This is a genomic window from Legionella busanensis, from assembly GCF_900461525.1.
GTDB classification, from domain to species: domain Bacteria; phylum Pseudomonadota; class Gammaproteobacteria; order Legionellales; family Legionellaceae; genus Legionella_C; species Legionella_C busanensis.
In genome coordinates this window covers 2,950,473-2,977,198 of sequence record NZ_UGOD01000001.1, presented here as the reverse complement: position 1 = coordinate 2,977,198, position 26,726 = coordinate 2,950,473, and the positions used below count along the sequence as shown (strand labels likewise).

Genomic DNA, 26,726 nt, shown 5'->3' with positions numbered 1-26,726 from the left:
TCTACGCAACAATGCCTAGCGACATAATAGAGCCTGCGTCTCTTTCATGTCGAACTCACGTTAATTAATTAGGTAAGTTGATAGTAGGCGGATGAATCAATGAAAGTAAGTGAAAATTGGTTACGAGAATGGGTCAATCCTGCGTTAAATACTGAGCAATTAGCTTCTGTATTAACAATGGCAGGATTAGAGGTTGATGCCATTAATCCTGTTGCTGGCACATTTAATAACGTTATTGTAGCGCAAGTTACTGCGACAAAACCTCACCCTCAAGCCGATAAATTAACCCTTTGTGAAGTGGACATAGGCAAAGAGCAGCGTTTAAAAGTTGTGTGTGGCGCGGCGAATGTGCGTTCAGGCTTAAAAGTTGCTCTTGCTCAAATAGGCGCTACCCTGCCTAATGATTTAGTAATTAAAGAAACAAAAATTCGGGGTGAACTGTCACAAGGTATGCTTTGCTCGGCTGCAGAACTAGGTTTGCTAGATACTTCAGAGGGTATTATTGAGCTTGCCAATGAAGCCCCTTTAGGAAAAGATTTACGAGCCTATTTAGCGCTTAATGATAGTGTTTTAGATATTGATCTAACGCCTAATCGTGCCGATTGCTTAAGTGTTATCGGTGTAGCTCGAGAAGTAGCTGCTCTAACTCAATCAAGCTTAGTACCTATAGCTATTGCTGATATTAAACCAAAAATTGATGAGGTAAAAACAGTTAATTTGACTGCTTTGGAGGCATGTCCCCAATATTGTGGTCGAGTTATACGGGGTATAAATTCTCAAGCTGTAACGCCACTTTGGATACAAGAACGTTTAAGGCGAGCTGGACAACGAATTATTCATCCTATCGTTGATATCACAAATTATGTGATGTTAGAACTAGGTCAGCCAATGCATGCTTTTGATTTTAATTACTTAAAAGGCGATATTGTTGTTCGCTACAGTAATAAAAATGAAACCATCGAATTACTTGATGGCCAGCAGCTAAGTTTACCAGAAGGCGTATTACTTATCGCAGACAACAAAGAACCACTCGCAGTTGCCGGTGTTATGGGAGGGGCGCAAAGCGCTGTTAATGAAGCAACAGTCGATATTTTCCTAGAAAGTGCATTTTTTAGTCCTCCTGTCATTGCAAAAGTAGCAAGACGGTTTGGTATCTTTACCGATTCTGCACAGCGATTTGAAAGGGGTGTTGATCCCAATTTGCAAGTTAAAGCAATAGAAAGAGCTACTGCTTTAATTTTAGAGGTTGCTGGTGGAGATGCCGGGCCTATTATATTAGAGCAAGGGCAACAATTTTTACCGGTTAATCAACCTATACAATTTAACCCTTTGAAAGTTAAAAAGTTGACAGGTTTAGATATTTCCGAAGCAGAAATTAAGCAAATATTGCTACATCTCGGTATGTCTATTACTGAAAAAGAAAAAATATGGCAAGTGACTGCACCTTCCTATCGTTTTGATATACATTTAGATGTTGATTTAGTAGAAGAAGTAGTAAGACTTTTTGGTTATGACCGTATTCCTGGCCAAAAATTGATAGCTCCTATAGTAACTGGAGAGATTAACCCATTAGAAGTTTTATCAATAAAATTTAATCATTTTTTTACTGCAAGGAAGTATTACGAAACAATAAGTTATAGCTTTGTTGATCCAGATTTGCAACGTATCATTTGTCCTAATACAGAAGCGTTAAGCCTCTTAAATCCAATTTCCTCTGAATTATCACAAATGCGGGTTAGTATGTGGCCTGGTTTAATTGCTTCTATGATTCATAATATTCATCGCCAGCAAACAACCATTAAATTTTACGAAAATGGTGTTGTCTTTAATGCTATAGATGGAAAGATCCAAGAAGAGAATTGTATAGCCGGCTTATTAACAGGTGAATATGCACCCTTAAGTTGGTTAGAAGAAAAACGGAAACTTGATTTTTATGATGCAAAAGGTGATTTAGAAACATTGTTTCGTTTATTAAACTTAAAGGATGTGCGCTTTAAAGCAAGTGAACATTCAGCTTTACATCCGGGGAAAACAGCTGAAATTATTTGGCAAAGTCAAACAATTGGCTGGTGCGGTGTCCTACATCCACGCTTAGCCGATGCGCTTGATCTTGCAGATGAAGTGATTCTTTTTGAATTAAAAACTCAACCATTGACTAAAAGTACAATTGCGCATTATCACAAAATCTCCAAATACCCACAAATTCGGCGTGATTTGTCTTTTTTAGTTAACAAACAAGTCACAGCTGAAGAGATTAAATTAGCTGTTATGGAGGTAGTTAATCCGAAATTATTAAAGTCATTTGATATTTTTGATGTCTATACAGGTAAAGCCATTCCGGCAGATAAAAAGAGTTTGGCCATTGCTATAACATTACAAGATAATAATCGAACATTGATTGATGAAGAGATCAATGAAATAATTAGTGCTATAATCAAGGAACTAACTGATAAATTTACAATTACATTGAGGGACTAACCGTGAATGCTCTAAGTAAAGCGATGATTGCTGAGACTTTGTTTTCTGAGTTAAACCTGGGTAAACAAGACGCAAAAGAAATGGTTGAACAGTTTTTTGAAACCATCAGATATGCTCTTGAGAATGGACAACATGTAAAATTATCAGGTTTTGGTAATTTTAATCTCCGAGATAAGCCACAGCGTCCAGGACGTAACCCTAAAACGGGCCAGGAAATTCCTGTAGTTGCTCGTCGAGTAGTGACATTTAAACCTGGCCTTAAACTTAAAACAAGAATAGAAGAAAGAGGTAAATAATAATTTGAGTCACTATATTAAACATGTGTTTATTTGTACAAATCAAAAAGCAGCTGGTAAGGTATGCTGCGCTAATACAGGCGGTGAGGAGTTTTTTGAATATCTTCGTACTAAGTTGCTGGAACTAGAGTTATTTGGGCCAGGAAAAATTCGTGTCAGTAAATCAGGTTGTTTAGGTCGTTGTAGTTTAGGCCCATGTATTGTGGTTTACCCCGAGGGAGTATGGTATCGATATGCTTCTACTAACGATATTGATACAATTATCGCAAGCCATTTAATGAACAATAACATTGTTCCTCAGCTACTTATTGATAGCTCACCGGATCTGCTTAATTAACGTGAGTTCGATATAAAAGAGTCTTTGGCTCTTTTATATCGCTAAACAAACGTTATCCCGTGAAATGCGAAGCATTTGTATGGGCTCCAGATTAAACATAAATAAATTATATATCAAATATATTTAATATACTTTATGTGAAATTTACATTAAATTAGCTTAGGTGAATAAAGAATAATCACCTTAGATCTTAGAATCTATACAAGTTTTGATGTATTTTACTTGTAGGTTACGGTAGTTTTAGTTAAAATCGCCCCTTCATAATTAGAAGATTACCAATTCTTACGAAGCGGTATGGAGTTATTTGATGAAAACATTTAGCGCCAAAGCTCACGAAGTGAAGCGTGACTGGTATATAATTGATGCAACTGATAAAGTATTAGGCCGTGTTGCAACCGAAATTGCGCGCCGTCTACGCGGTAAGCATAAAGCAGAATATACTCCTCATGTTGATACAGGGGATTATGTTGTAGTTATTAATGCTGATAAAATTACCGTTACTGGAAAGAAATTTAAAGATAAAATCTATTATCGCCATTCTGGTTATCCTGGTGGTATTAAAGAGATTTCTTTTGATAAATTACAAGGCAGTCATCCAGAGCGGATTATAGAATTAGCAGTAAAAGGTATGTTACCTAAAAATGTATTAGGTAGACAAATGTACCGTAAACTAAAAGTTTATGCTGGTAGTGAACACCCGCATACCGCGCAGCAACCTAAAGAACTTGAGATTGAGGAATAAGTATTATGGCTGAAATGCAGCAATACTATGGTACTGGTCGCCGAAAAAGCTCAACAGCGAGAGTTTTCTTACGTCCTGGAAAAGGTAATATTATAGTTAATAATCGTCAGTTAGAGGATTATTTTGGCCGTGAAACATCTTGTATGATTGTTCGCCAGCCCTTAGAAACTGTAGATATGGTAGAAAAGTTTGATATTTATGCAACAGTTGTTGGCGGTGGAATTTCTGGCCAAGCTGGCGCAGTACGTTTAGGGATAGCTCGAGCACTTGTTGAGTATGATGAGCATGACTTAGTTGAAGATGCTGAGCTAAATGATGATTCTTATCGCAGAAAATTACGTGCTCGTGGCTTGCTAACTCGTGATTCACGTCGTGTTGAGCGTAAGAAAGTTGGTTTACACAAAGCTCGTCGCGCAACTCAGTACTCAAAACGTTAATATTAAATTTATACTTACTTACTGTATAGATTTAAAAGGATAGTACTCTAATGAAGTCCCATTCATTTAATTAATTTTAAATGAGTGTGGATCTCATTTAGTTTAAATTCTATTTACCCCTCAATGTATTTAAATAACTCGAAGAAATACTTCGTTTAACTTTTCCTTTTCGATTGCTTTTAACTCTTCCACCCTTGTTAATTCTTTGATATAACTTGCATTTATAATATTTAAATGATCCATTTTATTTATATACATTAAGAATTAAATTAACGTTACTAATAAATACATGTTAGTGTTAGTGATTCGTTAGTTTAATACCTATAAAGGATGATAAATAGTGACAGATGATAATGAGCATACCCCTGATGTGCTCCTTTCTCAGGAAGAGATTGACGAAAAGCGACGCAAATTTCTCTTGACAGCAACAGGCGTGTTAGGAGGTATTGGAGCAGCTTGTGCATTAACTCCTTTTATATCATCATGGCTACCAAGTGCTAAAGCACAAGCGGCAGGTGCACCGGTTGAGGTGGATTTAAGTAAACTTGAGCCTGGACAGCAAGCTACTATTGAGTGGCGAGGTCGGCCTGTGTGGATAATACGCCGCACCAAAGCTATGCTTGAGCAATTAGCAGGTGCTGAAAATCAGCTACGCGATCCAGAGTCTTTAGTTGAGCAACAACCTTCTTATGCTAAGAATAAATATCGCTCTATTAAACCAGAATACTTAGTATTAGTTGGTATTTGTACTCATCTAGGGTGCTCTCCTAAATATACACCGCAGGTTAATGAACTAGGTCCAAATTGGCGTGGTGGCTTTTACTGCCCTTGTCATGGCTCCACCTTTGATCTAGCGGGAAGAGTTTTTAAAGGCGTTCCTGCGCCAATTAATTTGGAAGTACCTCCATATCGTTTTGTTAATGATCATGTCATTATAATTGGCGAAGATGAGCAACAAGGATAGGTGATTTATGCGCGGTTTGATAAATTGGGTTGATGAGCGCTTTCCACTACTTAGTACCTGGAAAAGTCATATTAGTGAATACCCAGCACCAAAGAATCTGAATTTTTTCTATTTTTTTGGCTCATTGGCAACTATTGTACTAATAAATCAGATTATAACTGGTTTATGGTTAACGATGTTTTATACGCCTTCGGCCGACCAAGCTTTCGCGTCTGTTGAATATATCATGCGTGACGTTAATTATGGTTGGCTCTTACGCTATATGCACTCTACCGGTGCATCTGCTTTTTTTATTGTTGTTTATATTCATATGTTTAGAGGCGTCCTCTATGGTTCGTATCAAAAGCCACGCGAATTAATTTGGCTTTTAGGTATGGCTTTATTCTTATTGCTATTAGCTGAAGCTTTTTTTGGCTATCTTTTGCCTTGGGGCCAAATGTCATATTGGGGTGCGCAAGTTATAACTTCCTTATTTGGCGCTATTCCTTTTGTAGGTGATAGTCTAGTTGTCTGGCTTAGAGGTGATTACACAGTAGCTAATGCAACCTTACAGCGTTTTTTTGCTTTGCATGTAATTGGTATACCAATCTTATTGTTATTACTTGTTTTTCTTCATATTGTTGCTTTACATAAAGTAGGCTCGAATAATCCAGAAGGTATTGAGATTAAAAAAACACTGGATGAACATGGTAAGCCTATAGATAGCATTCCATTTCATCCTTATTACACTATGAAAGATTCAGTTGGGTTAATAATTTTTTTAATTTTATTTTTTGCGATAGTTTGCTTTGCACCAGAAATGCATGGTTATTTTTTAGAGCATGCTAATTTTACAGCTGCTGATCCTATGGTTACACCGACTCATATTGCGCCAGTTTGGTATATGACTCCTTTTTACACCATATTACGCGCTATTCCTGATAAATTATTTGGTGTCATTGCTATGATTGCATCAATCTTAATTCTTGCCTTCTTACCGTGGCTAGATAGAAGCAAGGTTCGATCAATGCGATATAAAGGATATTACTCACGCATTGCACTTGCTCTATTTGTTATTAGTTTCATAGGCTTAGGATACTTAGGCACCGTGCCTGTAACAACGAATAGACAGTATTTAGCCCGCATATTTACTTTTATTTACTTTGCTTATTTTTTCTTAATGCCTTTTTATACTCGCATTGAAAGATGTAAGACAGTACCGCTAAGGATTAGCCGATGAAGATGAGACTGCTTATGAAACTCTACTGCAACAACCCTTTGTTAAGTTTCAACAGTGCTCAAAATCTCATAACCTATAAATATATTGGGCGCTTAGTTAGTTTGCCACAGTATCTAACCAAATTTTGCAAAAAATCTCTTAAACAATTAATGATTTTATTCATTAGTTTGACTATAACAACAATTTCTTATGCCCTTGAAAACGAAGATGTCCCAATGTTGCCTGTAAAAATAAATTTACATGATCAAGAAGGTTTGCAAAGAGGCGCAAAGCTTTTCATGAATTATTGTTCAGGTTGTCATTCTTTAAAGTATATGCGTTATAATCAAATGGCAAATGATTTGGGTTTAACAACCTTCGATGGCGAAGTAGACAAAGATTTATTGTTTAATAACTTAGTTTTTACGCATGCCAAGCTACATGATCCAATTGAAATAGCATTACCGGCTGCAGATGCTAAGCAGTGGTTTGGTACAGTTCCCCCTGACTTATCTCTAATTGTGCGCGTACGAGGACCATCCTGGCTATATACTTTTTTAAAAAGCTTCTATGCTGATTCAACACGGCCTTTTGGTAGTAATAATGTATTAATTCCGGGTGTGGCAATGCCTAATGTATTAGCACCTTTGGTAGGCCAGGTTATTGCCGTAAGAGAGAATAATCAAAAAGCAGGTCCTATTACGCATCTACTGAAAATTACTGATGGTGAAATGACTAGCCAAGAATTTGATAATGCAATTGAAGATTTGGTGAATTTTTTAGCCTATGTAGGTGAACCTGTACAACTAACACGTTATACAGTAGGTGTTTTTATTATTGCTTTTTTAAGCATTTTTTTAATCGTAGTCTATCTCCTTAAAAGAAGCTACTGGCAGCGTCTACCTCATTAAAAATGATAATCTTTACTGTCGTGCAGGAAGATTTAGTAAATAAGTAGTAGAAACAGTTGAAATATTAAGTGCAAAAAAAGTGAAAAATTTATCTTTAATAAACATCCTAATGAAATTTGTGTTAAAATGTCGCCTTTTGACAAGCCTTAAGCAAAATTAACGATCGACGAGGAGTCCGTAATGGCTATTGTAGCAAAGCGCACTATTATGTCACTTTACTCAGATAATGATGATGTTTACAGTCATCAAGTTCGCATAGTTCTAGCAGAAAAAGGGGTTAATGTAGAAATTCTTCCTGCAAAGCAAGGTGAGGTCAATACGCATTTACTCAGTATTAATCCGTATGGCACAGTGCCTACTTTAATTGATAGAGAGCTTGTTCTTTATGAAGCTAGAATCATTATGGAATATTTAGATGAGCGTTTTCCTCACCCACCTTTATTACCAGTGTATCCGGTTGCTCGTGCAGAAGCACGCAAAATGATGCACCGCATTGAACAAGACTGGTATAACTTATTACAGCGAATTAAACAAGATGACGAAGCTGAAGAGGCACGTCAACATTTACTAGAAAGTTTAGTTAGCCTTGAGCCTGTTTTTGCAGATAAACCTTATTTTCTTAGTGAGGAATTCTCTTTACTAGACTGTGCATTGGCTCCTTTATTGTGGCGGTTACCACAATTGGGTATTATAATTCCTGAGCAAGTAAAAGGAGTACATGCTTATATGCAGCGATTATTTAAGCGTGATTCGTTTCAAGCTAGTTTAACAGAAACTGAGCGACAATTACGGGCAGCATAAAATGACAATGACCTCAAACAGACCTTACCTAATTCGAGCTATATATGATTGGATTGTAGATAATAATCTTACTCCTCATATTTTGGTTAATGCGGAATATCCTAACGTACAAGTGCCACAAGAGTATGTTAATGGGGGCAAAATTGTACTCAATATTTCGCCGCAGGCCTGCCGAGGATTACATTTAGAAAATGATCGTGTTGTTTTTACTGCACGTTTTTCTGGTGTAACACATCAAATTTTCGTTGTCCCAGGGGCTATCTTAGCAATTTATGCTAAAGAGAATGGCCGAGGTATGGAATTTGGTGAAGAATATAATGAGCCAGCAGCTCCTCCTGTAACTACCACAGAATCAAAAGGCCGAAATAAGCCTGCCTTAAAATTAATTAAAAAGGATGAATCTTAGTAGAGCATGTTTTGCTTCATAATCATCTAAATGTATTTTACATTATTCTATCTTATGTATTAAGTTAGAATAATAGAGTTCTTGCATAGCTTTTAAATTTTACTTTAGTGTAAGGCGCAAACGTTTCAAGGAGCGGAATTTACATGGTGTAGAAGCACCGCAGAAATGTTTACAATGCGGCAATAAAGTCAAAGACGTAAATTATGCAAGAACTCTAATGTAAACCTCAATGCGGTATTATTAAATTAGTAAGAATTTAATTCTATCGAAATTTCAAGCTATATGATGCTCAAGATTGTGGAGTCAGCATGACATCTGATATTGCGCTTTTTCATACTAACTTAATCAGAGATTGTGAGCGAGCTGCAACAGTAGATTATCAAATGAGCGAGTCACAGCTCATGTCTTTAGCAGGCGTTGCGGCCTTTAAATCATTAAAACGATTATTTCCTACTGTTCAAAAAATTATTGTTTACTGTGGTAGCGGTAATAATGCTGGTGATGGTTATGTAATAGCTCGACTTGCTCATCAAGAAGGTTATTCAGTAATAATTAATCAATACAAACCTATTGATCAGCTTCCTCCTGTGGCTCAGCAAGCTGCGCTAGAGGCAATAGACGTTGGTGTTACCTGTCATTATATGGATGAGATGATAGAAGATGATGCTGATTTAATTGTTGATGCACTACTAGGAATTGGTTTAAAAGGCTTAGTTAAAGAACCCATACTAAGTGCAATTAATCAAATTAATGAAAGTGGGTTGCCTGTGCTTGCTATTGATGTTCCATCAGGTCTGAACGCTGATACAGGGGCTGTTATGGGTGACTGTGTTCGAGCCACAGCAACAATAACCTTTATTGGTTATAAGTTAGGTATGATGACTTTAGATGGTCCGGATTATTGTGGGAAAGTCATCCTAAATAATTTAAAGTTAGATCACTGTTTAAGTCAGCTTACTCCAAGTGGTTACATATTAGAAAAATCTGAGTTTGTTTCTTTACTACCTAAAAGACCCAAAAATTGTCATAAGGCTGATTTTGGTCATATATTGGTTATCGGTGGCGGGTATGGCATGCCAGGGTCTATTTGTTTAGCAGCTCAGGCTGCTTTAAGAGTTGGCGCAGGTTTAGTAACTATTGCAACTCAATCAAATTATGCTAAACAAGCAGTCGCTAATGTACCTGAGGTAATGATTTATGGTGTAGAGGAAGCAAACGATATTCTTGCTTTACTCACTAAGGCGACTGTTTGTGTGATTGGACCTGGGTTAGGAACAGATGACTGGGCTCGATCGTTATTTAATCAAGTTATCACGTCACAATTACCCATGATTATTGACGCTTCAGCACTTCGTTTACTTGCTGAGTCACCTCAATATGATGATAATTGGGTTTTAACACCTCATCCAGGTGAAGCAGCAAGCTTGCTGCAGTGTTCAACAAAGGACGTGCAATCTGATCGTTACGAAGCAGTTAACCATTTGCAGACTAAATTTGGTGGCAATGTGGTTTTAAAGGGCGTTGGTTCTTTAATCCGTACGGATGAACCAGAAACTTATCTATGTCGAGCTGGGAACCCAGGCATGGCTACTGCGGGTATGGGCGATGTATTAAGTGGTGTTATTGCTGGTTTATGCGCACAAAAGCTAGCTCTTACTGATGCCACTAAATTAGGTGTATGGCTACATGCGAGTGCGGCTGATAAAGCTGCTCAAGATAAGGGGGAGAGAGGATTAATCGCAAGTGATTTAATGCCTTATTTGCGAACTTTAGTCAATACATTAACCGTATAGCAGTGTATTTATGCATAAACAGATTATTTATTTACCTAATCAAGAAAGTTGTGAGCAGCAGGCTAGGAGCTTGGCACATTGTTTAGCTACACCCCTAATTTGTACTTTTCAAGGGGATATGGGTAGTGGTAAAACAACCTTTATCCGTGCCATGCTACGTGAATTAGGGATTACTTCAGTAATTAAAAGCCCGACTTTTTCATTAGTAGAAAGTTATATATGTCATGACTTGCAAATTCACCATTTTGATCTGTATCGTATAGTAGAAGAGTCCGAACTTGATTACATAGGCTTTAATGAATATTTCGGTGAAAATACGGTTTGCTGTATAGAATGGCCAGAAAGAGCACCACATACGTTATTAAATGCTGATCTTCGTCTCAGTTTAGAAATTGTTGAGGATAGTGGGCGAAAAATGACTATTGAAGCAGGTAGCTCTATTGGGAAACAAGTTTTGTCTTGCCTTATAGGTAAACAATGAGAATACAAATAATAGTGTTTTCTTTATGCATGCTTTTTAACCTAGTGCTAAATGCTGCTAAGTTAAAGGGTATTGAAATAAAACAGGACTTGGGTAAGGCGTCCTTATTATTTAACTTGGATAAAGCCATTAACCATAAAATTTTTACTTTAACTAATCCAGATCGCGTCGTTGTTGATTTAGAAAACACAGAGCTTGCTTTTGATTTACATAAGCTTAATTTAAATAAAAATTTAGTTACTCGAGTTCGTAGTGGTTATCAAAATAAACATACTCTACGCTTAGTTTTTGAAGTAGCAAATAAAGTAATGCTTGAGACTAAACCATGGAATACCTTAAGCAGAAATCGCAATGGTTTTTCTTTAAATATTTCAACTAATCATTTAGACCTTTTAACAAAATCTATAAAAAATGTGCCGCCTCTATCCCCATTACCTATTAAACAGGTTAGAAAACCGTTAAGGGATGTCATTGTAGTCCTCGATCCTGGCCATGGCGGCAAAGATCCAGGCGCTATAGGCCCTAGACGTACAGCAGAGAAAAACGTAACACTCTCCATTGCCACTAAATTAAAGCAGATTATAGACAAACAACCTGGTATGCGTGCTGTATTGACGCGCACAGGTGATTATTATGTTGGTTTACGTGAGCGTCTAGCTATTGCAAGAAAATACAATGGTGATGTCTTTATTTCAATTCACGCTGATGCCTTTATTAATCGCGACTCTAATGGTGCTTCAGTTTTTGCTCTATCACAACGAGGTGCAACCAGTGAGGCGGCTCGATGGCTAGCAGAGAAAGAAAACTATTCTGAATTAGGCGGCGTTAATTTAGCCGGTTTAGATGATCAAAGTGGCCTGGTACGTACAGTTCTTATTGATTTATCACAAACTGCAACAATTGGTGCTAGTCTACATATGGGAGAAAAAGTATTAAGAAACTTAAACACGTTAACTAAGTTACATAATAACAAAGTTGAACAAGCTCGTTTTATGGTATTAAAATCGCCTGATATTCCTTCTATATTAATAGAAACAGGTTTTATTACTAATCCACGAGAAGAACGTAATCTAACAAGTACATACTATCAAACACGGTTAACACAATCGATTTTTCAGGGCCTTAGAGGTTATTTCTGGGAGTATCCTCCGCACGGAACTCATATAGAAGCCTTAGTAAATAGTAAAATGCGCTTTACTTTAGGATCTGTTGACAATAAATTACCAAAAAGTATTGCTAATCATCATAGCTCAACAGTAGCATTAGGCCTTGATAAGCCTGAGTCTAATAACGCTTAGAGTCCATTAATTTATAGAGTAGTTATATCAGTTATGCGAATCCATCAATTATCTACTGAAGTTGCCAATCAAATTGCTGCTGGCGAAGTCATTGAAAGACCAGCATCAGTAGTTAAAGAGTTATTAGAAAATGCGCTAGATGCACAAGCGGATGTTATTCATATCGATATAGGTTTTGGTGGTTTGAATCAAATTAAAATAAGTGATAATGGGATAGGTATTGTCGCTGAAGACTTACCTCTAGCTATTACGCCACATGCCACGAGTAAAATATCGAAGCTTGAAGATTTAGCTGCTATAGAAAGCTTAGGTTTCCGTGGCGAGGCGCTTGCTAGTATCGCATCAATTTCTAAACTAACTATTAGTTCTAAGCCTGCCATGCAAGAGCATGGAATGTTATTGGAATATCAAAACCAAGCAGCCAAAGTAAGGCCATTTCCACGTGCTAAAGGCACCACGGTTGATGTCTGTGATTTATTTTATAATGCGCCTGTGCGTAAGAAATTTCTTAAAACGGAACAAACTGAATTTCAAGCTATTGATAATTTAGTAAGACGTTTTGCCTTAAGTGCGCCTCATGTCACGATTAAACTAAATCATAATGGCAAATCAATTCTATCTTTACCTGCCGCAACCCAAGAAGTTTTACAACAAGCGCGTATTAGTCGATTGTTAGGTAAACAATTTATTGAAAGTGCAATGTACTTTAATGCTGAACATAATGGTGTAAAACTTTATGGTTGGATAAGTGACATTCACTACCAGCGTAGTCAAAATGATAAAATATGGGTTTATATTAATGGTCGGATGGTAAAAGATAAATTAGTTAATCACGCTATCAAACAAGTCTATGAACCTATTCTTTATCCTGGACGCCATCCGGCTTGTATTTTATATTTAGTGATTGACCCGCAAGAGATTGATGTTAATGTTCACCCAACTAAGCATGAAGTACGCTTCCAGCAACCCCGTTTAATTCATGATTTTATTAATACCCAGTTAAGACATACTCTTAATTTACCAGTGCATTTAAACCCTTCGTTTTCCAAAGAATGGCCAAAGCGTCAGTTAACTAAAGAGCCACTACGTATACAAGAAAATAATGAAAATTTTAATTGGCTAATGCAGCAAGACCAGACACAAACTAATTTTAAATGGTTGCAACTCTATAAAAGGTATCTACTAATTTATCTAAATCAAAAACCTTATCTAGTCGATTTACTCAAATTACAACAGCAGTGGTTACAGGATATACTTCGTAGTAGTACGCTGCCTTTAGCATCTAGAGCTTTGCTCGTACCTGTTTATAGTGATATTCCAACGTTATCTTTTACAGACTTACAGTTAGCTAGGGAGCTTTTACTTAAAGTAGGCATCGATATTCAACTTAAAGAAGAAAATAAATTAATTATTTATTCTCTACCTCAATTGATACCCAACTTAAATCTTAAGTCTTTTCTTGTTACTTTTTTTGCTTCTCCTTATTTTAATTTAGATTCACTCATAGATTTATTAGTTAAAAATTGTACTCAAGATGATACACCTATTACAGAAGAGCAGTGCAGAAGTTATATTTCTTATTTGGAAGAAAATCAGTCTGTTTTAGAAAAATCGCAAGTGATTAAGTGTCTTTCTAAGGAAGTTTGTCAGAGCTTATTAAATGTTGAATAATATTTTTTGTATACTAGGGCCTACTGCTTCAGGAAAAACAGCGTTGGCTATAGAATTAGTTAAGCAATTTCCTTTTGAAATTATCAGTGTTGACTCAGCTATGATTTACCGTGAGATGGATATTGGTACAGCAAAGCCATCATCAACGGAACTAGCATTAGCACCTCATCATTTAATTAATATCTTAGATCCACCACAATCTTTTTCAGCTGCTGAATTTTGTAAAGAAGCACAAAGTTTATGTCATAAGATTTTTAAGGCAGATAAGATTCCCTTGTTAGTTGGCGGTACAATGATGTATTTTAATGCCTTGCAACAGGGCCTATCTGCTTTGCCTGAAGCCGATGAAAAAACACGCAATTATTTACTTGAACAAGCAAACTGTTACGGTTGGGAAAAATTACATGCCGATTTAGCCCGTATTGATCCTTATTCTGCTGCAAAGATTCATCAACGTGACACACAGCGAATTCAGCGTGCTCTTGAGGTTTTTTATGTAACTGGAAAACCCTTATCTTCTTTGCTAATTAAACGGCAACAAGTGCCTTATTCTTATACCAATATTGTCTTATTTCCAGAGGAACGCGCTTGGCTTCATCAGCGGATTGCTAAGCGGTTTGATCAAATGTTAAATTTAGGATTTGTTAACGAAGTAGAGCTATTATTAGAGAAATGGCATTTACCGCCAAATTGCCCGGCTATACGGTGCGTTGGTTATCGACAGGCTTATGATTACCTTTTGGGTAAAGATAGTTTTAGTCTATTTCGAGAAAAAGCAATTGCAGCAACAAGACAGCTCGCTAAAAGGCAGTTAACCTGGTTACGCCGCTGGCCTGAAGGTAACATTTTTGCCTGCGATAAATTGGAAAGCTTCAGTAAAATAATAGCGTTAATCACCAAAATATTAGATAATTGCCAAAGTTAAAGTGAATCCTTCTTTTAGCGAATTTAAAGGAAGTTTTACTTAGTTAATCAATTTAAATAATTAGAGTTATTGCATAATTTGTTGATTTTACTTTAAAGCAAGACACAAAGGTTTCGAGGGTAGCGTTTAGAGAGTAAATGAGCACCGTAGAAATATTTGGAATGCAGCAATAAAGTAAAAAAAGATGCTAGTTATGTAAGAACGCTATTGTATATTACTTTATAGGCCAAGGAGAATCATATGTCTCAGTCTCATAAACAGCCACCAAGTACAAAGCGAGAATATATCGTTTATCCAAAAGATTTACCATTAAGCTGCCCAACAGGCGAAATGGAAATATGGAACGCTCATCCAAAAGTATATCTTCCCATAGAAAAAACAGGTGAGGTAGTTTGCCCTTATTGCAGTGCCCATTTTACTCTAAAAAAATGATTAATTCTATTTGTATTGTGCGTCTGTCCGCATTAGGTGACGTACTAATGACAGTGCCTTTAATTCGTACTTTGCAAGCCCATTTACCGCACGCAAAAATTACTTGGGTTATTTCAAGACCTGCCTATGACTTAGTTGAAGGCATGCAAAATGTTGAATTTATTGTGATTCCAAAACCTAATTCTATAAAAGACTATTGGCAGTTTAAAAAAAAATTAAATGGCCGTCATTTTGATATTTTACTGGCTGCGCAATCAAGTTTTCGAGCTAATTTACTTTATGCTTTTATTAAAGCAAAACGAAAGATAGGCTATGATCCCTTACGTGCTAAGGATGGTCATAGATGGTTTATTAATGAAACAATTAAACCTGGAAATGACCATACATTAGAGGCTTTCTTAAAATTTGCTGACGTTTTAGGTATTGAAGAAAAAGTATTAAATTGGAACCTTCCCATTCAAGCAGCGGATTATAAGTGGGCACTTTCTTATCTTACTTCCGAACAAGACGTTTTACTTGTTAACCCAGCGGCGAGTAAGCCAGAGCGAAGTTGGCTTATTGACCGGTATGTTGAAGTAATTCGTTATGCACAATCTCAATGGCAGATGCAAGTGATTTTAACAGGCGGGCCAGGTGATTACGATCGGTTTTTAGCCGATGCAATTCAAAAACGGGTGACTTGCCTTGACTTAGTTGGTAAGACAAAGCCTAAACAGCTTTTAGCGCTAATAAGTCAGGCAACTGTTTTATTGTGCCCCGATACGGGGCCATCTCATATGGCTACAGCTGTAGGTACGCCTGTAGTAGCTTTACATGCTGTAACAAGTGCTCAAGTGTCTGGCCCATATATTTACCAAGATTTGGCCGTTGATTATTATTCTATAGCAGTAGAACAGATCCTTAAAAAAGCGCCACAGGAGAATAAATGGGGTACCCATGCACATGGTGAAGAAACAATGAAATTAGTAACGGTAGATGCTGTACTAGAAAAATTAAAAACTGCTAAAAATATCAAACGAAAGAACAAGGCATTGCAGTTTAGTTAAAGTTTGAAAAACTTATCAAACTTTAACTAATTATTTTTATTGGCTTGTATTCGATAGATTATTTGCATTTGTAGTAGAGGTATCCCCTGTTAAGGTAGATCCATCGGGTTGAGTTTGCGAAGAAAACTGAAGTAAAAACATAGAATTAGTAAGTAATATACGTTCTTGTTGTTGACGCATCAAATAAAGCTGATAGTTAATCTCGGCCAATAAAACCGCTATTTCTTTTTGAACTGATGCGCTAGAAGCCTGGTTAATTTGTGTCAACCATTGTTGTTGGCCAGGGTTATTACTAGTCCCTTGTGCTTGAGGATTGTAAAGACGCCAACTAGCCATAATATATTCATTTAAAGCCTGACTTGTTTGAGCACCTTGTTGGCCAGATGGACTTTGAGGAAGACGTTTAGACATTATGTAATAGAGGTTACTTATTCCTACAGACGTTTGAGCAGCATAACTACGCAACCTTGCTAAATAAGTACTTAATCGAGCATAAGCTTCTTGCTGTTGAGCTATTGGTGTTGATTTACTAAAATTCAAGGCTTGACTAAGTAAGTTATTATAAGTATTCCAATCTGGTAGAGAAACAGGCAAAACTGCGCCGGTTGCATAGCGAATAAAATTTTCTGCTTGTTGTACTTGGGTTTTTGCCGTTAAAACTGGAGTAGTTAAATCATCAAACCCCGAGTTAGAAGTGGTTTGGTTAGTATTACTATTACTGGTGGTGGAATAAAGTAATGGTGAAATTAAAGTATTAATGTTTAATTGAGGGATTAAAGGGGCGTTTGCTTCTGCTGTAAAAACTTTTTGGGTGCCTGGTAAGGGCCCTACAACATTTTTGATAATATTTTCGCGATACAAGTAAGGACACTTTTGCGAAATAAGATTACTACCACTTTCTACGCAAAAGGTATAATTAGGTGTTGCAAGTATATTTAAAATCGCTTGGCTTACAGGATCAGGCTGGTAAGTTTGCTGATCAATAAGCGGAGAGACAGAAGAAGCTTGACTTGACGGATTAGAATAGGGTGGATTCGAAAAAGTTTGTCCTGAAAGTGTATTAATAATTGAAAAACCGGATAAGTTGCTATTACTAGTTAATGTTGTGGGCACAATTGGATTAGCATTTTGAGCGGCGCTAGGTGCTTCGTTATTCCCCGTACCACCGCCTACGGTTGCGCCTAAAACTGTATTGTAAAGATTAAGCTGAGCAGAGTAAGCAGTATTTTGATCAACCAGTGTATTACTAAATGTTTGTGAAGCGGAAGTTGTGCCTGTTCCACTAGTATTAGCAGTATTATTCGAATTTCCTGTACTGCTGTTATTTGAGCAAGGGCCGCCGGATGTACAATATTGAGTAAGGTCATAGCCAAAATACTGGCCTAAATTTTGTAAATAAGTAGCAATTTTACTAACTTCATCATCTGTATTGTTATTTGGTGCTGGAGTAATATTAGCAGGCGTGCTTTGTGAGGCTATTACAGTTGAGGAAAGAGCCAGTAACATGCTTGATACTAAATATTTTAATTTCATTATTATTCTTCCCCTTCAAGAGCTTTAGCTACTAACCTTAACCGATATTCAGAAAATACGCGAGCAAGTAAACGCAGTCGCTCAAAAGTAATATTGCGCTTTAAAAAAAAGCCCGCTGGATCATGGCTACCTGTAGTAGTCTCTTCAGCATGAATAAGAACTCGCGAAGCACTGCCTGGATGGACTGTGTCAATGGCTTGTAGTAATCTTAGACCACGGCCGGATTTAATATTACCTACTAGCCTTATAAAGGTCTCTTCTTGATTTAAATTACCCATATCGACTTTTTCGATATCGTCGAGTTCTTGGCCTAAACGCTTAAGCGCTTCTTCTAGGTTGGGATCTTGGTCGAGCGTCCAATCCTCAACGCTTTCCATAAAGGTAATAACACGATAAATCATCGGATCAACATACTCAAACCAGTATTGAGCGGAGGCTTCATGACTAAGATCAGGCATTTTTTACTCTTTTTTTACGGTGTTATAGATAGATAAAGTGCACGTAATTTAACTAATATAGTATTATAGTAAGAATAGTAAATGTCTATTACTTTAAATTGTAAAATTTATGCAAAAAAAATCAGGATCAAGGGTAGGTAGTTTATTTAAATCGATTTTTAATATTCGAGCTTGGACTGATTTTGATCGTCTTAATGCATTTACGCTATACTTAACTAGTGTCTTAAGGTTTTTATTTGTTCCGCAGAAAAACAAAACTTCTTCAAATGAAGCTTCAGCTAATTTTGAAGCTGCTATGGCTGCGATGAATCTAACTGAGGCTAATTTAGAAGCCCGTAAACGAGGTTTGTATCGCTTAAGCATGCTTATGTGTGTAATAGCATTTGGTTTTTTATGCTATGCAATTTACCATATATTTTCAGGCAGCATTATTGCCGCACTAATTAGCTTGGTGCTTATGTTAGTTACTCTTGCTTTGGCATTTCGTTATCACTTCTGGTATTACCAAATTAAGGAAAGAAAATTAGGCTGTACATTTAAGGAATGGTATAGAAAAGGTTTTTTAGGTGAGAAGTCATGAAAAGGCTTATTTTAAGTTTTTTATTTATACTATTTCCGACTTTGGCGTTGGCTTCATCCTTTAATAACCCAACTGGTATAACATTTACTCCGACACCTGGTGATTTTTCTGTCGTGTTCTTAGGTGATCTATTTGGCGTGGTAGATGGTGTACTCCATGGTACTGGTAGTCAAATTCTTGGCAGTATATTTTCCGTATTTAATTCAGCTGTTCTGGCATTAGGGGGCGTTGTTACAATGTACACCTTGCTTGTGTCAACTGTGAATACAGCTAACGAAGGTAAAATGCTAGGTCAAAAATGGTCCTCTGTTTGGGTGCCGGTCCGGACAACCTTAGGTTTAGCTTTACTAATACCAAAAGCATCAGGTTACTGCTTAATGCAGATTTTTGTCATGTGGGTGGTGGTTCAAGGCATTGGTGCAGCAGATAAAGTTTGGACAGCAGCTTTAAGTTATATTGCTCGAGGTGGTGTAATTGCTCAACCACAAAGTACTCCTATTCCTCCTCCTACTATTATTCCAAATCCCGCCCTGATGGACGTACCTTTAGGTGCGTCGAAGATTTTAACTGGGCAAGTATGCATGTATGGCCTACAAGTTACTTTAGAAAATTTGCGGACAGCGTATCTTAATGAAAAACAAAATGATTCAGGTCCATGTTTTTTACTGCAAAACTCCAATGATTCACCGATGAATCAATTTTGTAATACACCTGTTCCTGACTTTCTCAGTACTGTAAATCCCGTAGCAATGCAAAACAGCCTTCCTAACAAGGGAGCATGGAACTTGCCGATGCCCAATTTCCCCATGGGCTCAATTTACAGTAGTTTAAATGGTGTTTGTGGCACTATCATGTGGAATGCTTTTGATACAACTTCTCTTTATACAGTAAATCCCAAGAATGGCCAGACAATGGCACAACAGCTTAATGCTAGTGAGATACAAACTATAACGATGTCCCGTGCTGTCGCACTGCAACAACTATATAATGATTTAGCACTCATCGCTCAAGTTATGGTTAATAATGATCCGTTAATCAATAAACCACCGACAACTAGTACTGGCACTCCGCCAACCTATACACCGCCTTGGGCTATGCAACAATTTGGTATACCGCTTTCAGCTTCTTCAAATTCTTTATGTTCAGACTCTAGTGTAACTAGCAACTGTACAAGCTGGGGCCCTATACCGGGTAATTCAACCACTCCTCTTTTTAATGGAGCTGAATTCCAAAATGCTATTGGTGATTATATGGGTGTTATGGCGCCAAGCCTTAATATCATGAATCAAGCTATTCAAACAAATCTTGAAGGAAAATTAGGGCAATTTATCAATCAGGCAAATGCCCAGGGTTGGATGCAGGCTGGTAGTTATTTTATTAATTTAGCTCAGCTAAATTCAGCTAATCTTAATAGTTCGCTTACTACGACTTATGATACAGGCGCTGGTTTAAATGACACTACGAATGTTGATGTAGGTAGTTTTCAAAAAATTGCTCCTTGGGCTTTTACTGGTACTAATAATTATGACTGTCAGAAGAGTACTAATCCAAATTTATGTACCTGGTTGAATGCTAATGGAGGGCCGTTAGTAAATATTGTTAGTTTAATTAATGGCCAATATGGAAGTGATAACAGTGGTATAGCTCTACCAACTTTAGCCCAGCCTATAAGTCCGTATACTGGTAATAATGCTAGTACAGTTTATGGTTATATCAATAATTCATCTATGTTAAATTTAGGTCAGCCAGGGATGACCCCGCCTCAGTTTACAATGAATATTATACCTAAATTTAATCCAACCAATATTAGCTTACCTCACATCGATTTTCCTTGTGGGCACATAAAGGTGGTAGGTTGTGTAGGAGCAGCGCTAGGCGATGTTTTTTACAATGGATTAATAAGAAACCTATTTAATTTCTTTTTCTCGCTGCTGGTTAATCTTTTTAATGCCGTTATTATGGCATTCTTGTATTTGCCTCTCAAAGGCATGACGGTTATTTTCCAAAATAGTATTGCTTGGTTACAACAACCTAGCATGAATCCGGTGATTGCATTATCTAATATGGGTATTAGTTTTATCAACTTTGCCAATGAATTGTGGATTTATCTACTTATATTTGCTATTTCTCCATTTGGCATCTTTATTATGCCATTTATTGCCTTAGTAATGCCCTTATTAGTTGCGTGGTTAGGAACCATGTTAGTTATCGGTTTTATAACAGCTTATTATATTCCATTTTTACCCTATATGATTTTTACGTTTGGTTCTATAGGGTGGTTAATGGCCGTGGTGGAGGCAATGGTAGCGGCGCCTATTGTAGCCTTAGGGGTAACGCATCCTGAAGGAGAAGGGCCCTTTGGTAAAGGTGAGCAAGCTATTATGATTTTGATGAATGTCTTTTTAAGGCCATCAATGATGATTATTGGCTATATTGCCGCTATTGCTCTTTCGTATGTAAGCGTTTGGGTCATTAATGCAGGTTTTAGTAATGTGTTGTCATATTTACAAAATAATCAAACAACGTTTAGTTTTTCTAATGATATTGACCCAAATAATATTATTAAACCTGATTCCAATTTAGGCTACTCTGGTTGGGCTGGCGTTTATGCCTACTTTTTCTCAATAATAATTTATACCACAATGTACCTTACTGTAGTGCAAAAAGCTTTTACTTTAATTGTGGTACTGCCTGATAAAGTTTTACGGTGGATTGGTGGACAAGCGGAGTCAGCTGGCCAAGAAACAGTACAGTGGACTGAGGATACTAAGGGTAAAGTTGGTGAGGCAACTAAGGCAACCACAGGCGCTGCACAACAAATAGATAAACAACTTAGTGGTTATGCTATGAAAGGTGTTAGTAAGTTACAAAAGATGGGCTCATCAGGCGGAGGTGCATCAGCTTCGTCTGGCCTACAGAGTGGTCCGCCTACAACACCTGATAAAGATTCTTAAAATCTTTGCCGAAGAATCTTATTTGTAGGGTTTTGGTAAATTATTTTTATCTAGAAAGTTGAGACATAGGATGTACTTTTTTATTCTGGTAAAAATTTAATAGTAACGTCTAACAATTTACGTCATAAGACATAGGCTATTAATAATTTGTTAGGCTACATTTCGTTTCGCCCAACCTACCCAGTTATAAAAATAACTAACTTATACCTGGTTTAAACGTCTTATCCTAACGTTGATACTCTTTTGTCCCGGCAATAATTATTTTATAAACGCGTTCAGAGATTATTCCTTCCTCAAATTTTTGTCTAGCGTCTTCAGTCATTAATTGCCCTCGTTTCCGAACAAGTTTTCTTGTTGAAGAGGTAACATCATTGGGATCACCAGTTAACAAAATATCGCGTACTTCTTCATCAAAAATTAAATATTCCCGCAGTGCAACTCGCTTGCCATCAACCGTCGGAACTAATTTCTGCCAAATACAAAGTCTTATTGTTTCTAAAATATCAATTGTTCGACCTACACGTTCTTCACCTGCAAAGGAAGTTACTAGCCGGCGCATCGTTTCTGCTACCCCTGAAGTATGAAGGGTTGTATAAACAGGGTGCCCTGTTAAGGCAGCTTCTAAAGCTGCGCTAATTGTTTCTGCATCCCTGCACTCGCCAACCATGATTAGCCTTGGTTTACGTCGCAATGCATTACGCACTCCTTCAGCAAAGCTAGGTAAATGACGTGGAATTTCTGATTGACTTACAATAGCAGAAATTGTCTCAATTTCATCATAAACGAATTCTATGGGCGCTTCATAAGTGAGGACTTTGCGGTTAGAATTTTCACTTTCAATTAAATTTCGAATAATAGAAGCAAGTAGCGTTGATTTTCCTGATCCAGTAGCGCCTGTTATAAAAACAATACCTTCTTGGGGGGCAATCGCTTCTACTATATTATCGGGTAGGCCCATTGTTTCTAATCTAGGCGGTGTTGTTGGAATAGTTCTTAGTGTAATTTGAATAGCATCATGGCCTTCAACTAGGCAAGAAGTTCCGTTAACCCGATAGCGATACCGAACGCCACGATTAGGACGGAATTCATAATGAGTATCAATATCTTTGCCTGATAAAAGTTGTGTTGTAGCATTGGGGCCATAAATTGAGTTTATTAAATCACCTAATTCCGTATTAGATAAACTGCGCTTAGTTATCCTTAATAACCTACCATATACTTCGGCATAAATAGGTGAGCCTGTTTGAATAGTGATGTCTGATGCGCTTAATGTTTCAGCATGTTGTAACATTTTATCCATAAATATAGGAGTAAAACGTGAAGGTTCATCAGGCATTAAATTAACATTACTCATAATAGTCCCAAAGCGCTAAGCCGATTTAATTTATTTATCTTACTAAAATCTTGTTTTATTTAATTTTATTGCAAAGTCTATTAATAAACCTGTATGACATTATTTTAAATTTATTAATTTTTAACTCAACGCAATTTAGAAAAAATCAAAGATAATACTATTTGGTTGTTATAGAAGCTCAATAAAAACTAATTCTATATAAAGGTTAAAGTTTTTAGGTTAATTAATTAATCTTAAAGTAAAACTTAACAATATACTCATACAGTATAGAAAATTTTATGCAGATATGTTGCTAGAAAAATTTTTTCATTAATATTTTTTTTCATTAATTGGCGCAATAACTGGCTGCCAGGCTTTGCTTGTAATATTAATTTGTGCATTTTGAGCTAGTTTTTCCATGTTTTTAAATTGTTCTAACGCGTTTTCATCTTTAGCGACTGCCGCACGCCATTCATTGCTATTTACATTTAAGCCTGGAAGCGCTGTGATACGCAATACTCTATCGTCAATATGAATTTCAGAAGCGTCACCCGTAACACCTAACTCAGTACTAGCAACAAAAGGTGCTGAAACCATATTTAGTGCTAACAATTTTCGATACAAAATCATGCCTGTATAGTCTTCTTTTATTCGGGCAATACTTTCTTCTAAAATAGTATTAGCTTGCTCTATACCATTTTTCCAACCACGAGCAACGCATGTTTTCCAAGCTTTCCTTTCCGCTTTTGTCTTTGGTAACATAAATAAATTTGGAGGTTCGGGTTGTTTATAATCCATCCATAAATATTCTCGCCAATTAGGTGGCGTTGTAATAAAGCGAGCTTGTTTAGCTATTTTATAAGTTCTATCTGATACACGAATCGTTTGGGTATCAGCTAAATTTAATGTATTACGTCCTTCAAGTAGAACAGGTGGTAAAATGTTGTGATCAAGTACTAAGGAGTTAAAATCAAAAACCGCGTCTAATATTCTAGCCTGTTTTGCTAAATGTTTATTAATAGTATTGGCTCGACAAGCGAGGCCCGCTTGGGCTCCTAAGCTAAGAGCAATTTCACTTAAAGCGGCAGCCCGCATTGCACCACCACGGCGAGCATTTTTATTACTCTTGCTTTTGACATTGGCGAGTGCTTGCAAACCTGATAACGACCCCATATCGGCCACATGAACTGATGATCTAGTACAGCCTACGAGAAGTGCTAAACCAATGATTAATAAACTACGAATAAATTTTAGCATAACGCAATTCAACTACCTGACTATTAGGATAAACATGTAAATAAGCTTTTTTTCCAGCTTGATAATCAATATTCCTTAAAATTTCAGCAAGGCTTTGATCCTTCACATTTACGCTCACTAAAATAGGTACGGAAGGTTCTTTACCTATAACCCTTAAACGATAATGAGCAGCCAAAGCGACACGGGCAATTAATTCTTCAATAGGCCCTGACCAGTCGACAGAGGCTTTTGCTTGTAAATTATAGGTGCTAGGAATTGTTAAAGAGTTATCTTTAGTTGTAGGCAAAATGACTTTTTCCACCTTCGCCATTTCAAGCATAGAATCACTAATTGATGATGCAGCTTCAGCTAATTTAATTGTTGCATCATCACTTGGTTCATTAATAGGCGGTTTCATAAGTGCAACCCCAGTTCGACAGCCACTAAGTAGAAGGCTTGCTAGCAGGAGCACAGTAAGCGTCTTATTCATCTTATGTTTTAAAATCAATAGATAGTAGATGATTGAAACAGGACCAGAGCCCTCTTGTCAAGCTTACATGAATAAGTCATGTACATTTTTCATAAAGAGCATAATATACTTGTCCAGCCTTGCTGGATTTTCGCTCAAGCCATTGTGAGGGATCAAGTATAATTTCTTTAGCTGATTCAATATAAACCAAACCCTTGGGTGACAAGCAATGACCTTGGGCAATGATTTGTAAACATTCTGCAAGGTAATTACTAGCAAAGGGTGGATCTAAAAAAATAATATCTACCGGTTCTTGTATATTTTGGAGAAAAGTTCGTGCATCGGCATGAATAACACTTAAATTAGGTGCCTTAAAGCTCAATGCTATTTGGTGTAAATTTTTAAAAGCATCTGCTTGTGTTTCAACCAAAGTTACATGAGCCGCGCCACGTGAGAAAGCTTCAAAACCTAAAGCGCCACTTCCTGCAAAAGCATCAATACAACGTGCATTATGTATATCATGCATTAACCAATTAAATAGCGTTTCTTTAACCCGATCTGGTGTCGGTCTTAAGCCATCAAGGGCAGGAAAATATAGCTTTTTACTGCGATATTTTCCACCAATGATCCTAATTCTTTGCTTCATATTTTTCCTACAGAAACCAGCAACATCTTATTCGGTTGTAACGTTTCATCGAAAGCCTTTTTAATATCATCTGTGCTTACTGCGTTAATATGCGTTATATAAGTATCTAAATAATCATCGGGTAATTTATAAAATGCTATACGCAATAGCATGCCGGCAATATTACTATTACTTGCTAATGATAGAGGAAAACTTCCTGTCATATATTGTTTTGCTGCCGCTAATTCTTCTTCAGTAGGCCCGTTCGTTAAAAAATTAATTAATGTCTCTTTAGTAATCTTTAACGCTGTATCGGCTTGTTGGTTTACAGTTGATAGGTTAATTAAAAAAGGGCCTATACCTGGCATAGGTATAAATTGACTAACTACACCATATGTTAAGCCACGTTTCTCTCGTACTTCATTGGCTAAGCGAGAAACCAAAACGCCACCACCTAAAATATAGTTGCCAACCATTAAAGGAAAATAGCTTGGATTAGCATGATTAATACCAGTTTGTCCTAATCTTAAGATTGTTTGCGAAGAAGGATAGTTAATAGTCACTTTTTCTTCAGCAGACAAAGGTACGGCTTTAGGAGTTTCAGGAGCAGGAGAGCCTTGTCTAAGCCCAGAGGTTAAATGTTCAGCTAACTTGTGTGCTTGGGCAGTATCAATCGCACCAACTAAAATAATAGTGGCATTTTGACTGGTAAAATAACGTTTATAAAAATCACGTACTTGATTTAAATTAATAGCTTTAACAGTTTGCTCTGTACCCAAAATTGGATGAGCATACGGATGATTCCCGTAAAGCTTATTAAAAAAAGCAATATTAGCTACTTCATCAGGGGATTCCTGACGTTGAGCAATGGCAATTAATTGTTGATTTTTTTCGCGATTAAAGGCTTCTTGCTTAAAAAGAGGCTTATTAATGATAGTCGTTAAAGCATCAATAGCTGGCGTTAGCGCATCCTCTTTAGTTAACGTTTTAAACTGTAAAACAACCATATCTCTCGTTGTTTCTGCATTATATTGAGCTCCTGTATCAGCAATTTTTTCGGCAAGTTGCGTCGCATCATAATTACCCGCGCCCTGGTCTAATAGTTCAGTCGTCAAGGCACTTAGACCAAAATTGGCGCCGTCATAAGCGGAGCCTGCAGCAAAAGCAATATTTATATTGAGTATGGGTACTTCCATCGCCTGATAAAAAACAACTTGGGCGCCATTTGCTGTTTTCCAGCGTTCAATCTTAAATGATTGAGCGTTCAATAAATTAATTTGAAAAAAAATTAATAGAAAACTTAGAATAAATTTTGCTTTCAT

26 protein-coding genes are annotated in these 26,726 nt (G+C 36.9%); 19 read left to right on the top strand and 7 right to left on the bottom strand.

The window, feature by feature from the left end; genetic code table 11:
• Positions 1 to 99: 99 nt before the first annotated feature.
• The 17 genes from pheT (at position 100) to DYH30_RS13135 (ending at position 16,216) form a co-directional block, all read left to right on the top strand.
• Positions 100 to 2,478: a phenylalanine--tRNA ligase subunit beta gene (gene pheT, locus DYH30_RS13215; protein ID WP_115332104.1), complete on the top strand. Its 2,379-nt coding sequence runs from the start codon at positions 100 to 102 to the stop codon at positions 2,476 to 2,478.
• 2 nt (positions 2,479 to 2,480) lie between these two features.
• Positions 2,481 to 2,774, top strand: a complete 294-nt coding sequence (locus DYH30_RS13210; protein ID WP_115332103.1) for an integration host factor subunit alpha — start codon at positions 2,481 to 2,483, stop codon at positions 2,772 to 2,774.
• Between the two features lie 4 nt (positions 2,775 to 2,778).
• Positions 2,779 to 3,111, top strand: a complete 333-nt coding sequence (locus DYH30_RS13205) for a (2Fe-2S) ferredoxin domain-containing protein (RefSeq protein ID WP_115332102.1) — start codon at positions 2,779 to 2,781, stop codon at positions 3,109 to 3,111.
• A gap of 307 nt (positions 3,112 to 3,418) precedes the next feature.
• Entirely contained in the window at positions 3,419 to 3,853 is a 435-nt protein-coding gene (gene rplM, locus DYH30_RS13200; RefSeq protein WP_115332101.1) for a 50S ribosomal protein L13, read from the top strand.
• A 5-nt stretch (positions 3,854 to 3,858) separates the two neighbouring features.
• On the top strand, positions 3,859 to 4,290 hold the full coding sequence (gene rpsI, locus DYH30_RS13195; protein WP_115332100.1) for a 30S ribosomal protein S9: 432 nt from the start codon (positions 3,859 to 3,861) through the stop codon (positions 4,288 to 4,290).
• A 340-nt stretch (positions 4,291 to 4,630) separates the two neighbouring features.
• Complete coding sequence (gene petA, locus DYH30_RS13190; RefSeq protein WP_115332099.1) at positions 4,631 to 5,254, top strand: ubiquinol-cytochrome c reductase iron-sulfur subunit; 624 nt, start codon at positions 4,631 to 4,633, stop codon at positions 5,252 to 5,254.
• Between the two features lie 7 nt (positions 5,255 to 5,261).
• Positions 5,262 to 6,473, top strand: a complete 1,212-nt coding sequence (locus DYH30_RS13185) for a cytochrome b (RefSeq protein ID WP_115332098.1) — start codon at positions 5,262 to 5,264, stop codon at positions 6,471 to 6,473.
• 149 nt (positions 6,474 to 6,622) lie between these two features.
• Complete coding sequence (locus DYH30_RS13180) at positions 6,623 to 7,363, top strand: cytochrome c1 (RefSeq protein ID WP_115332583.1); 741 nt, start codon at positions 6,623 to 6,625, stop codon at positions 7,361 to 7,363.
• 180 nt (positions 7,364 to 7,543) lie between these two features.
• Positions 7,544 to 8,164, top strand: a complete 621-nt coding sequence (gene sspA / locus DYH30_RS13175) for a stringent starvation protein SspA (protein WP_115332097.1) — start codon at positions 7,544 to 7,546, stop codon at positions 8,162 to 8,164.
• 1 nt (position 8,165) lies between these two features.
• A complete protein-coding gene (locus tag DYH30_RS13170; RefSeq protein WP_115332096.1) occupies positions 8,166 to 8,570 on the top strand; it encodes a ClpXP protease specificity-enhancing factor in 405 nt (134 codons plus the stop codon).
• Between the two features lie 308 nt (positions 8,571 to 8,878).
• On the top strand, positions 8,879 to 10,363 hold the full coding sequence (locus DYH30_RS13165) for an NAD(P)H-hydrate dehydratase (RefSeq protein ID WP_115332095.1): 1,485 nt from the start codon (positions 8,879 to 8,881) through the stop codon (positions 10,361 to 10,363).
• Positions 10,364 to 10,373: 10 nt separating this feature from the next.
• Entirely contained in the window at positions 10,374 to 10,844 is a 471-nt protein-coding gene (gene tsaE / locus DYH30_RS13160; protein WP_115332094.1) for a tRNA (adenosine(37)-N6)-threonylcarbamoyltransferase complex ATPase subunit type 1 TsaE, read from the top strand.
• Positions 10,841 to 12,142: an N-acetylmuramoyl-L-alanine amidase gene (locus DYH30_RS13155; RefSeq protein ID WP_115332093.1), complete on the top strand. Its 1,302-nt coding sequence runs from the start codon at positions 10,841 to 10,843 to the stop codon at positions 12,140 to 12,142. Before tsaE ends, DYH30_RS13155 begins: the two co-directional genes overlap by 4 nt.
• 33 nt (positions 12,143 to 12,175) lie before the next feature.
• Complete coding sequence (gene mutL / locus DYH30_RS13150; protein WP_115332092.1) at positions 12,176 to 13,813, top strand: DNA mismatch repair endonuclease MutL; 1,638 nt, start codon at positions 12,176 to 12,178, stop codon at positions 13,811 to 13,813.
• Positions 13,803 to 14,738, top strand: coding sequence for a tRNA (adenosine(37)-N6)-dimethylallyltransferase MiaA (gene miaA / locus DYH30_RS13145; protein WP_115332091.1), 936 nt, complete (start codon positions 13,803 to 13,805; stop codon positions 14,736 to 14,738). Before mutL ends, miaA begins: the two co-directional genes overlap by 11 nt.
• A 240-nt stretch (positions 14,739 to 14,978) precedes the next feature.
• Positions 14,979 to 15,170 carry a zinc-finger domain-containing protein gene (locus DYH30_RS13140; protein ID WP_115332090.1) on the top strand — a complete coding sequence of 64 codons (192 nt, stop codon included), beginning with the start codon at positions 14,979 to 14,981 and terminating at the stop codon, positions 15,168 to 15,170.
• Between the two features lie 47 nt (positions 15,171 to 15,217).
• On the top strand, positions 15,218 to 16,216 hold the full coding sequence (locus DYH30_RS13135; RefSeq protein ID WP_174233269.1) for a glycosyltransferase family 9 protein: 999 nt from the start codon (positions 15,218 to 15,220) through the stop codon (positions 16,214 to 16,216).
• A gap of 36 nt (positions 16,217 to 16,252) precedes the next feature.
• Here the strand turns inward: DYH30_RS13135 and icmX are convergent, their stop codons facing one another.
• Entirely contained in the window at positions 16,253 to 17,749 is a 1,497-nt protein-coding gene (icmX, locus tag DYH30_RS13130) for a type IVB secretion system protein IcmX (RefSeq protein WP_115332088.1), read from the bottom strand.
• A 2-nt stretch (positions 17,750 to 17,751) separates the two neighbouring features.
• Positions 17,752 to 18,207, bottom strand: a complete 456-nt coding sequence (gene icmW, locus DYH30_RS13125; RefSeq protein ID WP_115332087.1) for a type IVB secretion system protein IcmW — start codon at positions 18,205 to 18,207, stop codon at positions 17,752 to 17,754.
• 109 nt (positions 18,208 to 18,316) lie between these two features.
• Between icmW and icmV the strand changes: the two genes are divergently transcribed.
• Entirely contained in the window at positions 18,317 to 18,787 is a 471-nt protein-coding gene (icmV, locus tag DYH30_RS13120) for a type IVB secretion system protein IcmV (RefSeq protein WP_115332086.1), read from the top strand.
• The gene (gene dotA, locus DYH30_RS13115; protein ID WP_115332085.1) at positions 18,784 to 21,741 is read left to right on the top strand and encodes a type IVB secretion system protein DotA; all 2,958 of its coding nucleotides are present in this window, start codon (positions 18,784 to 18,786) and stop codon (positions 21,739 to 21,741) included. Before icmV ends, dotA begins: the two co-directional genes overlap by 4 nt.
• Positions 21,742 to 21,967: 226 nt before the next feature.
• On the opposite strand, the gene dotB is transcribed toward dotA, so the two are convergent.
• The 5 genes from dotB to DYH30_RS13090 all read right to left on the bottom strand — a co-directional run bounded on the left by dotB (position 21,968) and on the right by DYH30_RS13090 (position 26,726).
• Positions 21,968 to 23,077, bottom strand: coding sequence for a Dot/Icm type IV secretion system ATPase DotB (dotB, locus tag DYH30_RS13110; protein WP_165482162.1), 1,110 nt, complete (start codon positions 23,075 to 23,077; stop codon positions 21,968 to 21,970).
• Positions 23,078 to 23,404: 327 nt separating this feature from the next.
• Positions 23,405 to 24,331 (bottom strand): type IV secretion system DotC family protein, encoded by a 927-nt coding sequence (locus tag DYH30_RS13105; RefSeq protein ID WP_115332083.1) that lies wholly within the window; start codon positions 24,329 to 24,331, stop codon positions 23,405 to 23,407.
• The gene (gene dotD, locus DYH30_RS13100; RefSeq protein ID WP_115332082.1) at positions 24,312 to 24,800 is read right to left on the bottom strand and encodes a type IVB secretion system lipoprotein DotD; all 489 of its coding nucleotides are present in this window, start codon (positions 24,798 to 24,800) and stop codon (positions 24,312 to 24,314) included. Before dotD ends, DYH30_RS13105 begins: the two co-directional genes overlap by 20 nt.
• Before the next feature lie 76 nt (positions 24,801 to 24,876).
• The gene (gene rsmD / locus DYH30_RS13095) at positions 24,877 to 25,425 is read right to left on the bottom strand and encodes a 16S rRNA (guanine(966)-N(2))-methyltransferase RsmD (protein WP_115332081.1); all 549 of its coding nucleotides are present in this window, start codon (positions 25,423 to 25,425) and stop codon (positions 24,877 to 24,879) included.
• Positions 25,422 to 26,726 (bottom strand): M16 family metallopeptidase, encoded by a 1,305-nt coding sequence (locus tag DYH30_RS13090; protein WP_115332080.1) that lies wholly within the window; start codon positions 26,724 to 26,726, stop codon positions 25,422 to 25,424. Before DYH30_RS13090 ends, rsmD begins: the two co-directional genes overlap by 4 nt.

Excerpts from the sequence above, each read along its gene's own strand:
- tsaE (WP_115332094.1), top strand. The coding sequence starts at position 10,374 with ATGCATAAACAGATTATTTATTTACCTAATCAAGAAAGTTGTGAGCAG.
- DYH30_RS13165 (WP_115332095.1), top strand. The coding sequence starts at position 8,879 with ATGACATCTGATATTGCGCTTTTTCATACTAACTTAATCAGAGATTGT.
- dotA (WP_115332085.1), top strand. The coding sequence starts at position 18,784 with ATGAAAAGGCTTATTTTAAGTTTTTTATTTATACTATTTCCGACTTTG.
- icmV (WP_115332086.1), top strand. The coding sequence starts at position 18,317 with ATGCAAAAAAAATCAGGATCAAGGGTAGGTAGTTTATTTAAATCGATT.
- DYH30_RS13090 (WP_115332080.1), bottom strand. The coding sequence starts at position 26,726 with ATGAAAGCAAAATTTATTCTAAGTTTTCTATTAATTTTTTTTCAAATT.
- DYH30_RS13170 (WP_115332096.1), top strand. The coding sequence starts at position 8,166 with ATGACAATGACCTCAAACAGACCTTACCTAATTCGAGCTATATATGAT.
- pheT (WP_115332104.1), top strand. The coding sequence starts at position 100 with ATGAAAGTAAGTGAAAATTGGTTACGAGAATGGGTCAATCCTGCGTTA.
- rsmD (WP_115332081.1), bottom strand. The coding sequence starts at position 25,425 with ATGAAGCAAAGAATTAGGATCATTGGTGGAAAATATCGCAGTAAAAAG.
- DYH30_RS13135 (WP_174233269.1), top strand. The coding sequence starts at position 15,218 with ATGACAGTGCCTTTAATTCGTACTTTGCAAGCCCATTTACCGCACGCA.
- sspA (WP_115332097.1), top strand. The coding sequence starts at position 7,544 with ATGGCTATTGTAGCAAAGCGCACTATTATGTCACTTTACTCAGATAAT.
- icmX (WP_115332088.1), bottom strand. The coding sequence starts at position 17,749 with ATGAAATTAAAATATTTAGTATCAAGCATGTTACTGGCTCTTTCCTCA.
- icmW (WP_115332087.1), bottom strand. The coding sequence starts at position 18,207 with ATGCCTGATCTTAGTCATGAAGCCTCCGCTCAATACTGGTTTGAGTAT.
- dotD (WP_115332082.1), bottom strand. The coding sequence starts at position 24,800 with ATGAATAAGACGCTTACTGTGCTCCTGCTAGCAAGCCTTCTACTTAGT.
- DYH30_RS13155 (WP_115332093.1), top strand. The coding sequence starts at position 10,841 with ATGAGAATACAAATAATAGTGTTTTCTTTATGCATGCTTTTTAACCTA.
- dotB (WP_165482162.1), bottom strand. The coding sequence starts at position 23,077 with ATGCCTGATGAACCTTCACGTTTTACTCCTATATTTATGGATAAAATG.
- DYH30_RS13180 (WP_115332583.1), top strand. The coding sequence starts at position 6,623 with ATGATTTTATTCATTAGTTTGACTATAACAACAATTTCTTATGCCCTT.
- DYH30_RS13140 (WP_115332090.1), top strand. The coding sequence starts at position 14,979 with ATGTCTCAGTCTCATAAACAGCCACCAAGTACAAAGCGAGAATATATC.
- mutL (WP_115332092.1), top strand. The coding sequence starts at position 12,176 with ATGCGAATCCATCAATTATCTACTGAAGTTGCCAATCAAATTGCTGCT.
- DYH30_RS13105 (WP_115332083.1), bottom strand. The coding sequence starts at position 24,331 with ATGCTAAAATTTATTCGTAGTTTATTAATCATTGGTTTAGCACTTCTC.
- miaA (WP_115332091.1), top strand. The coding sequence starts at position 13,803 with ATGTTGAATAATATTTTTTGTATACTAGGGCCTACTGCTTCAGGAAAA.
- rpsI (WP_115332100.1), top strand. The coding sequence starts at position 3,859 with ATGGCTGAAATGCAGCAATACTATGGTACTGGTCGCCGAAAAAGCTCA.
- rplM (WP_115332101.1), top strand. The coding sequence starts at position 3,419 with ATGAAAACATTTAGCGCCAAAGCTCACGAAGTGAAGCGTGACTGGTAT.
- DYH30_RS13185 (WP_115332098.1), top strand. The coding sequence starts at position 5,262 with ATGCGCGGTTTGATAAATTGGGTTGATGAGCGCTTTCCACTACTTAGT.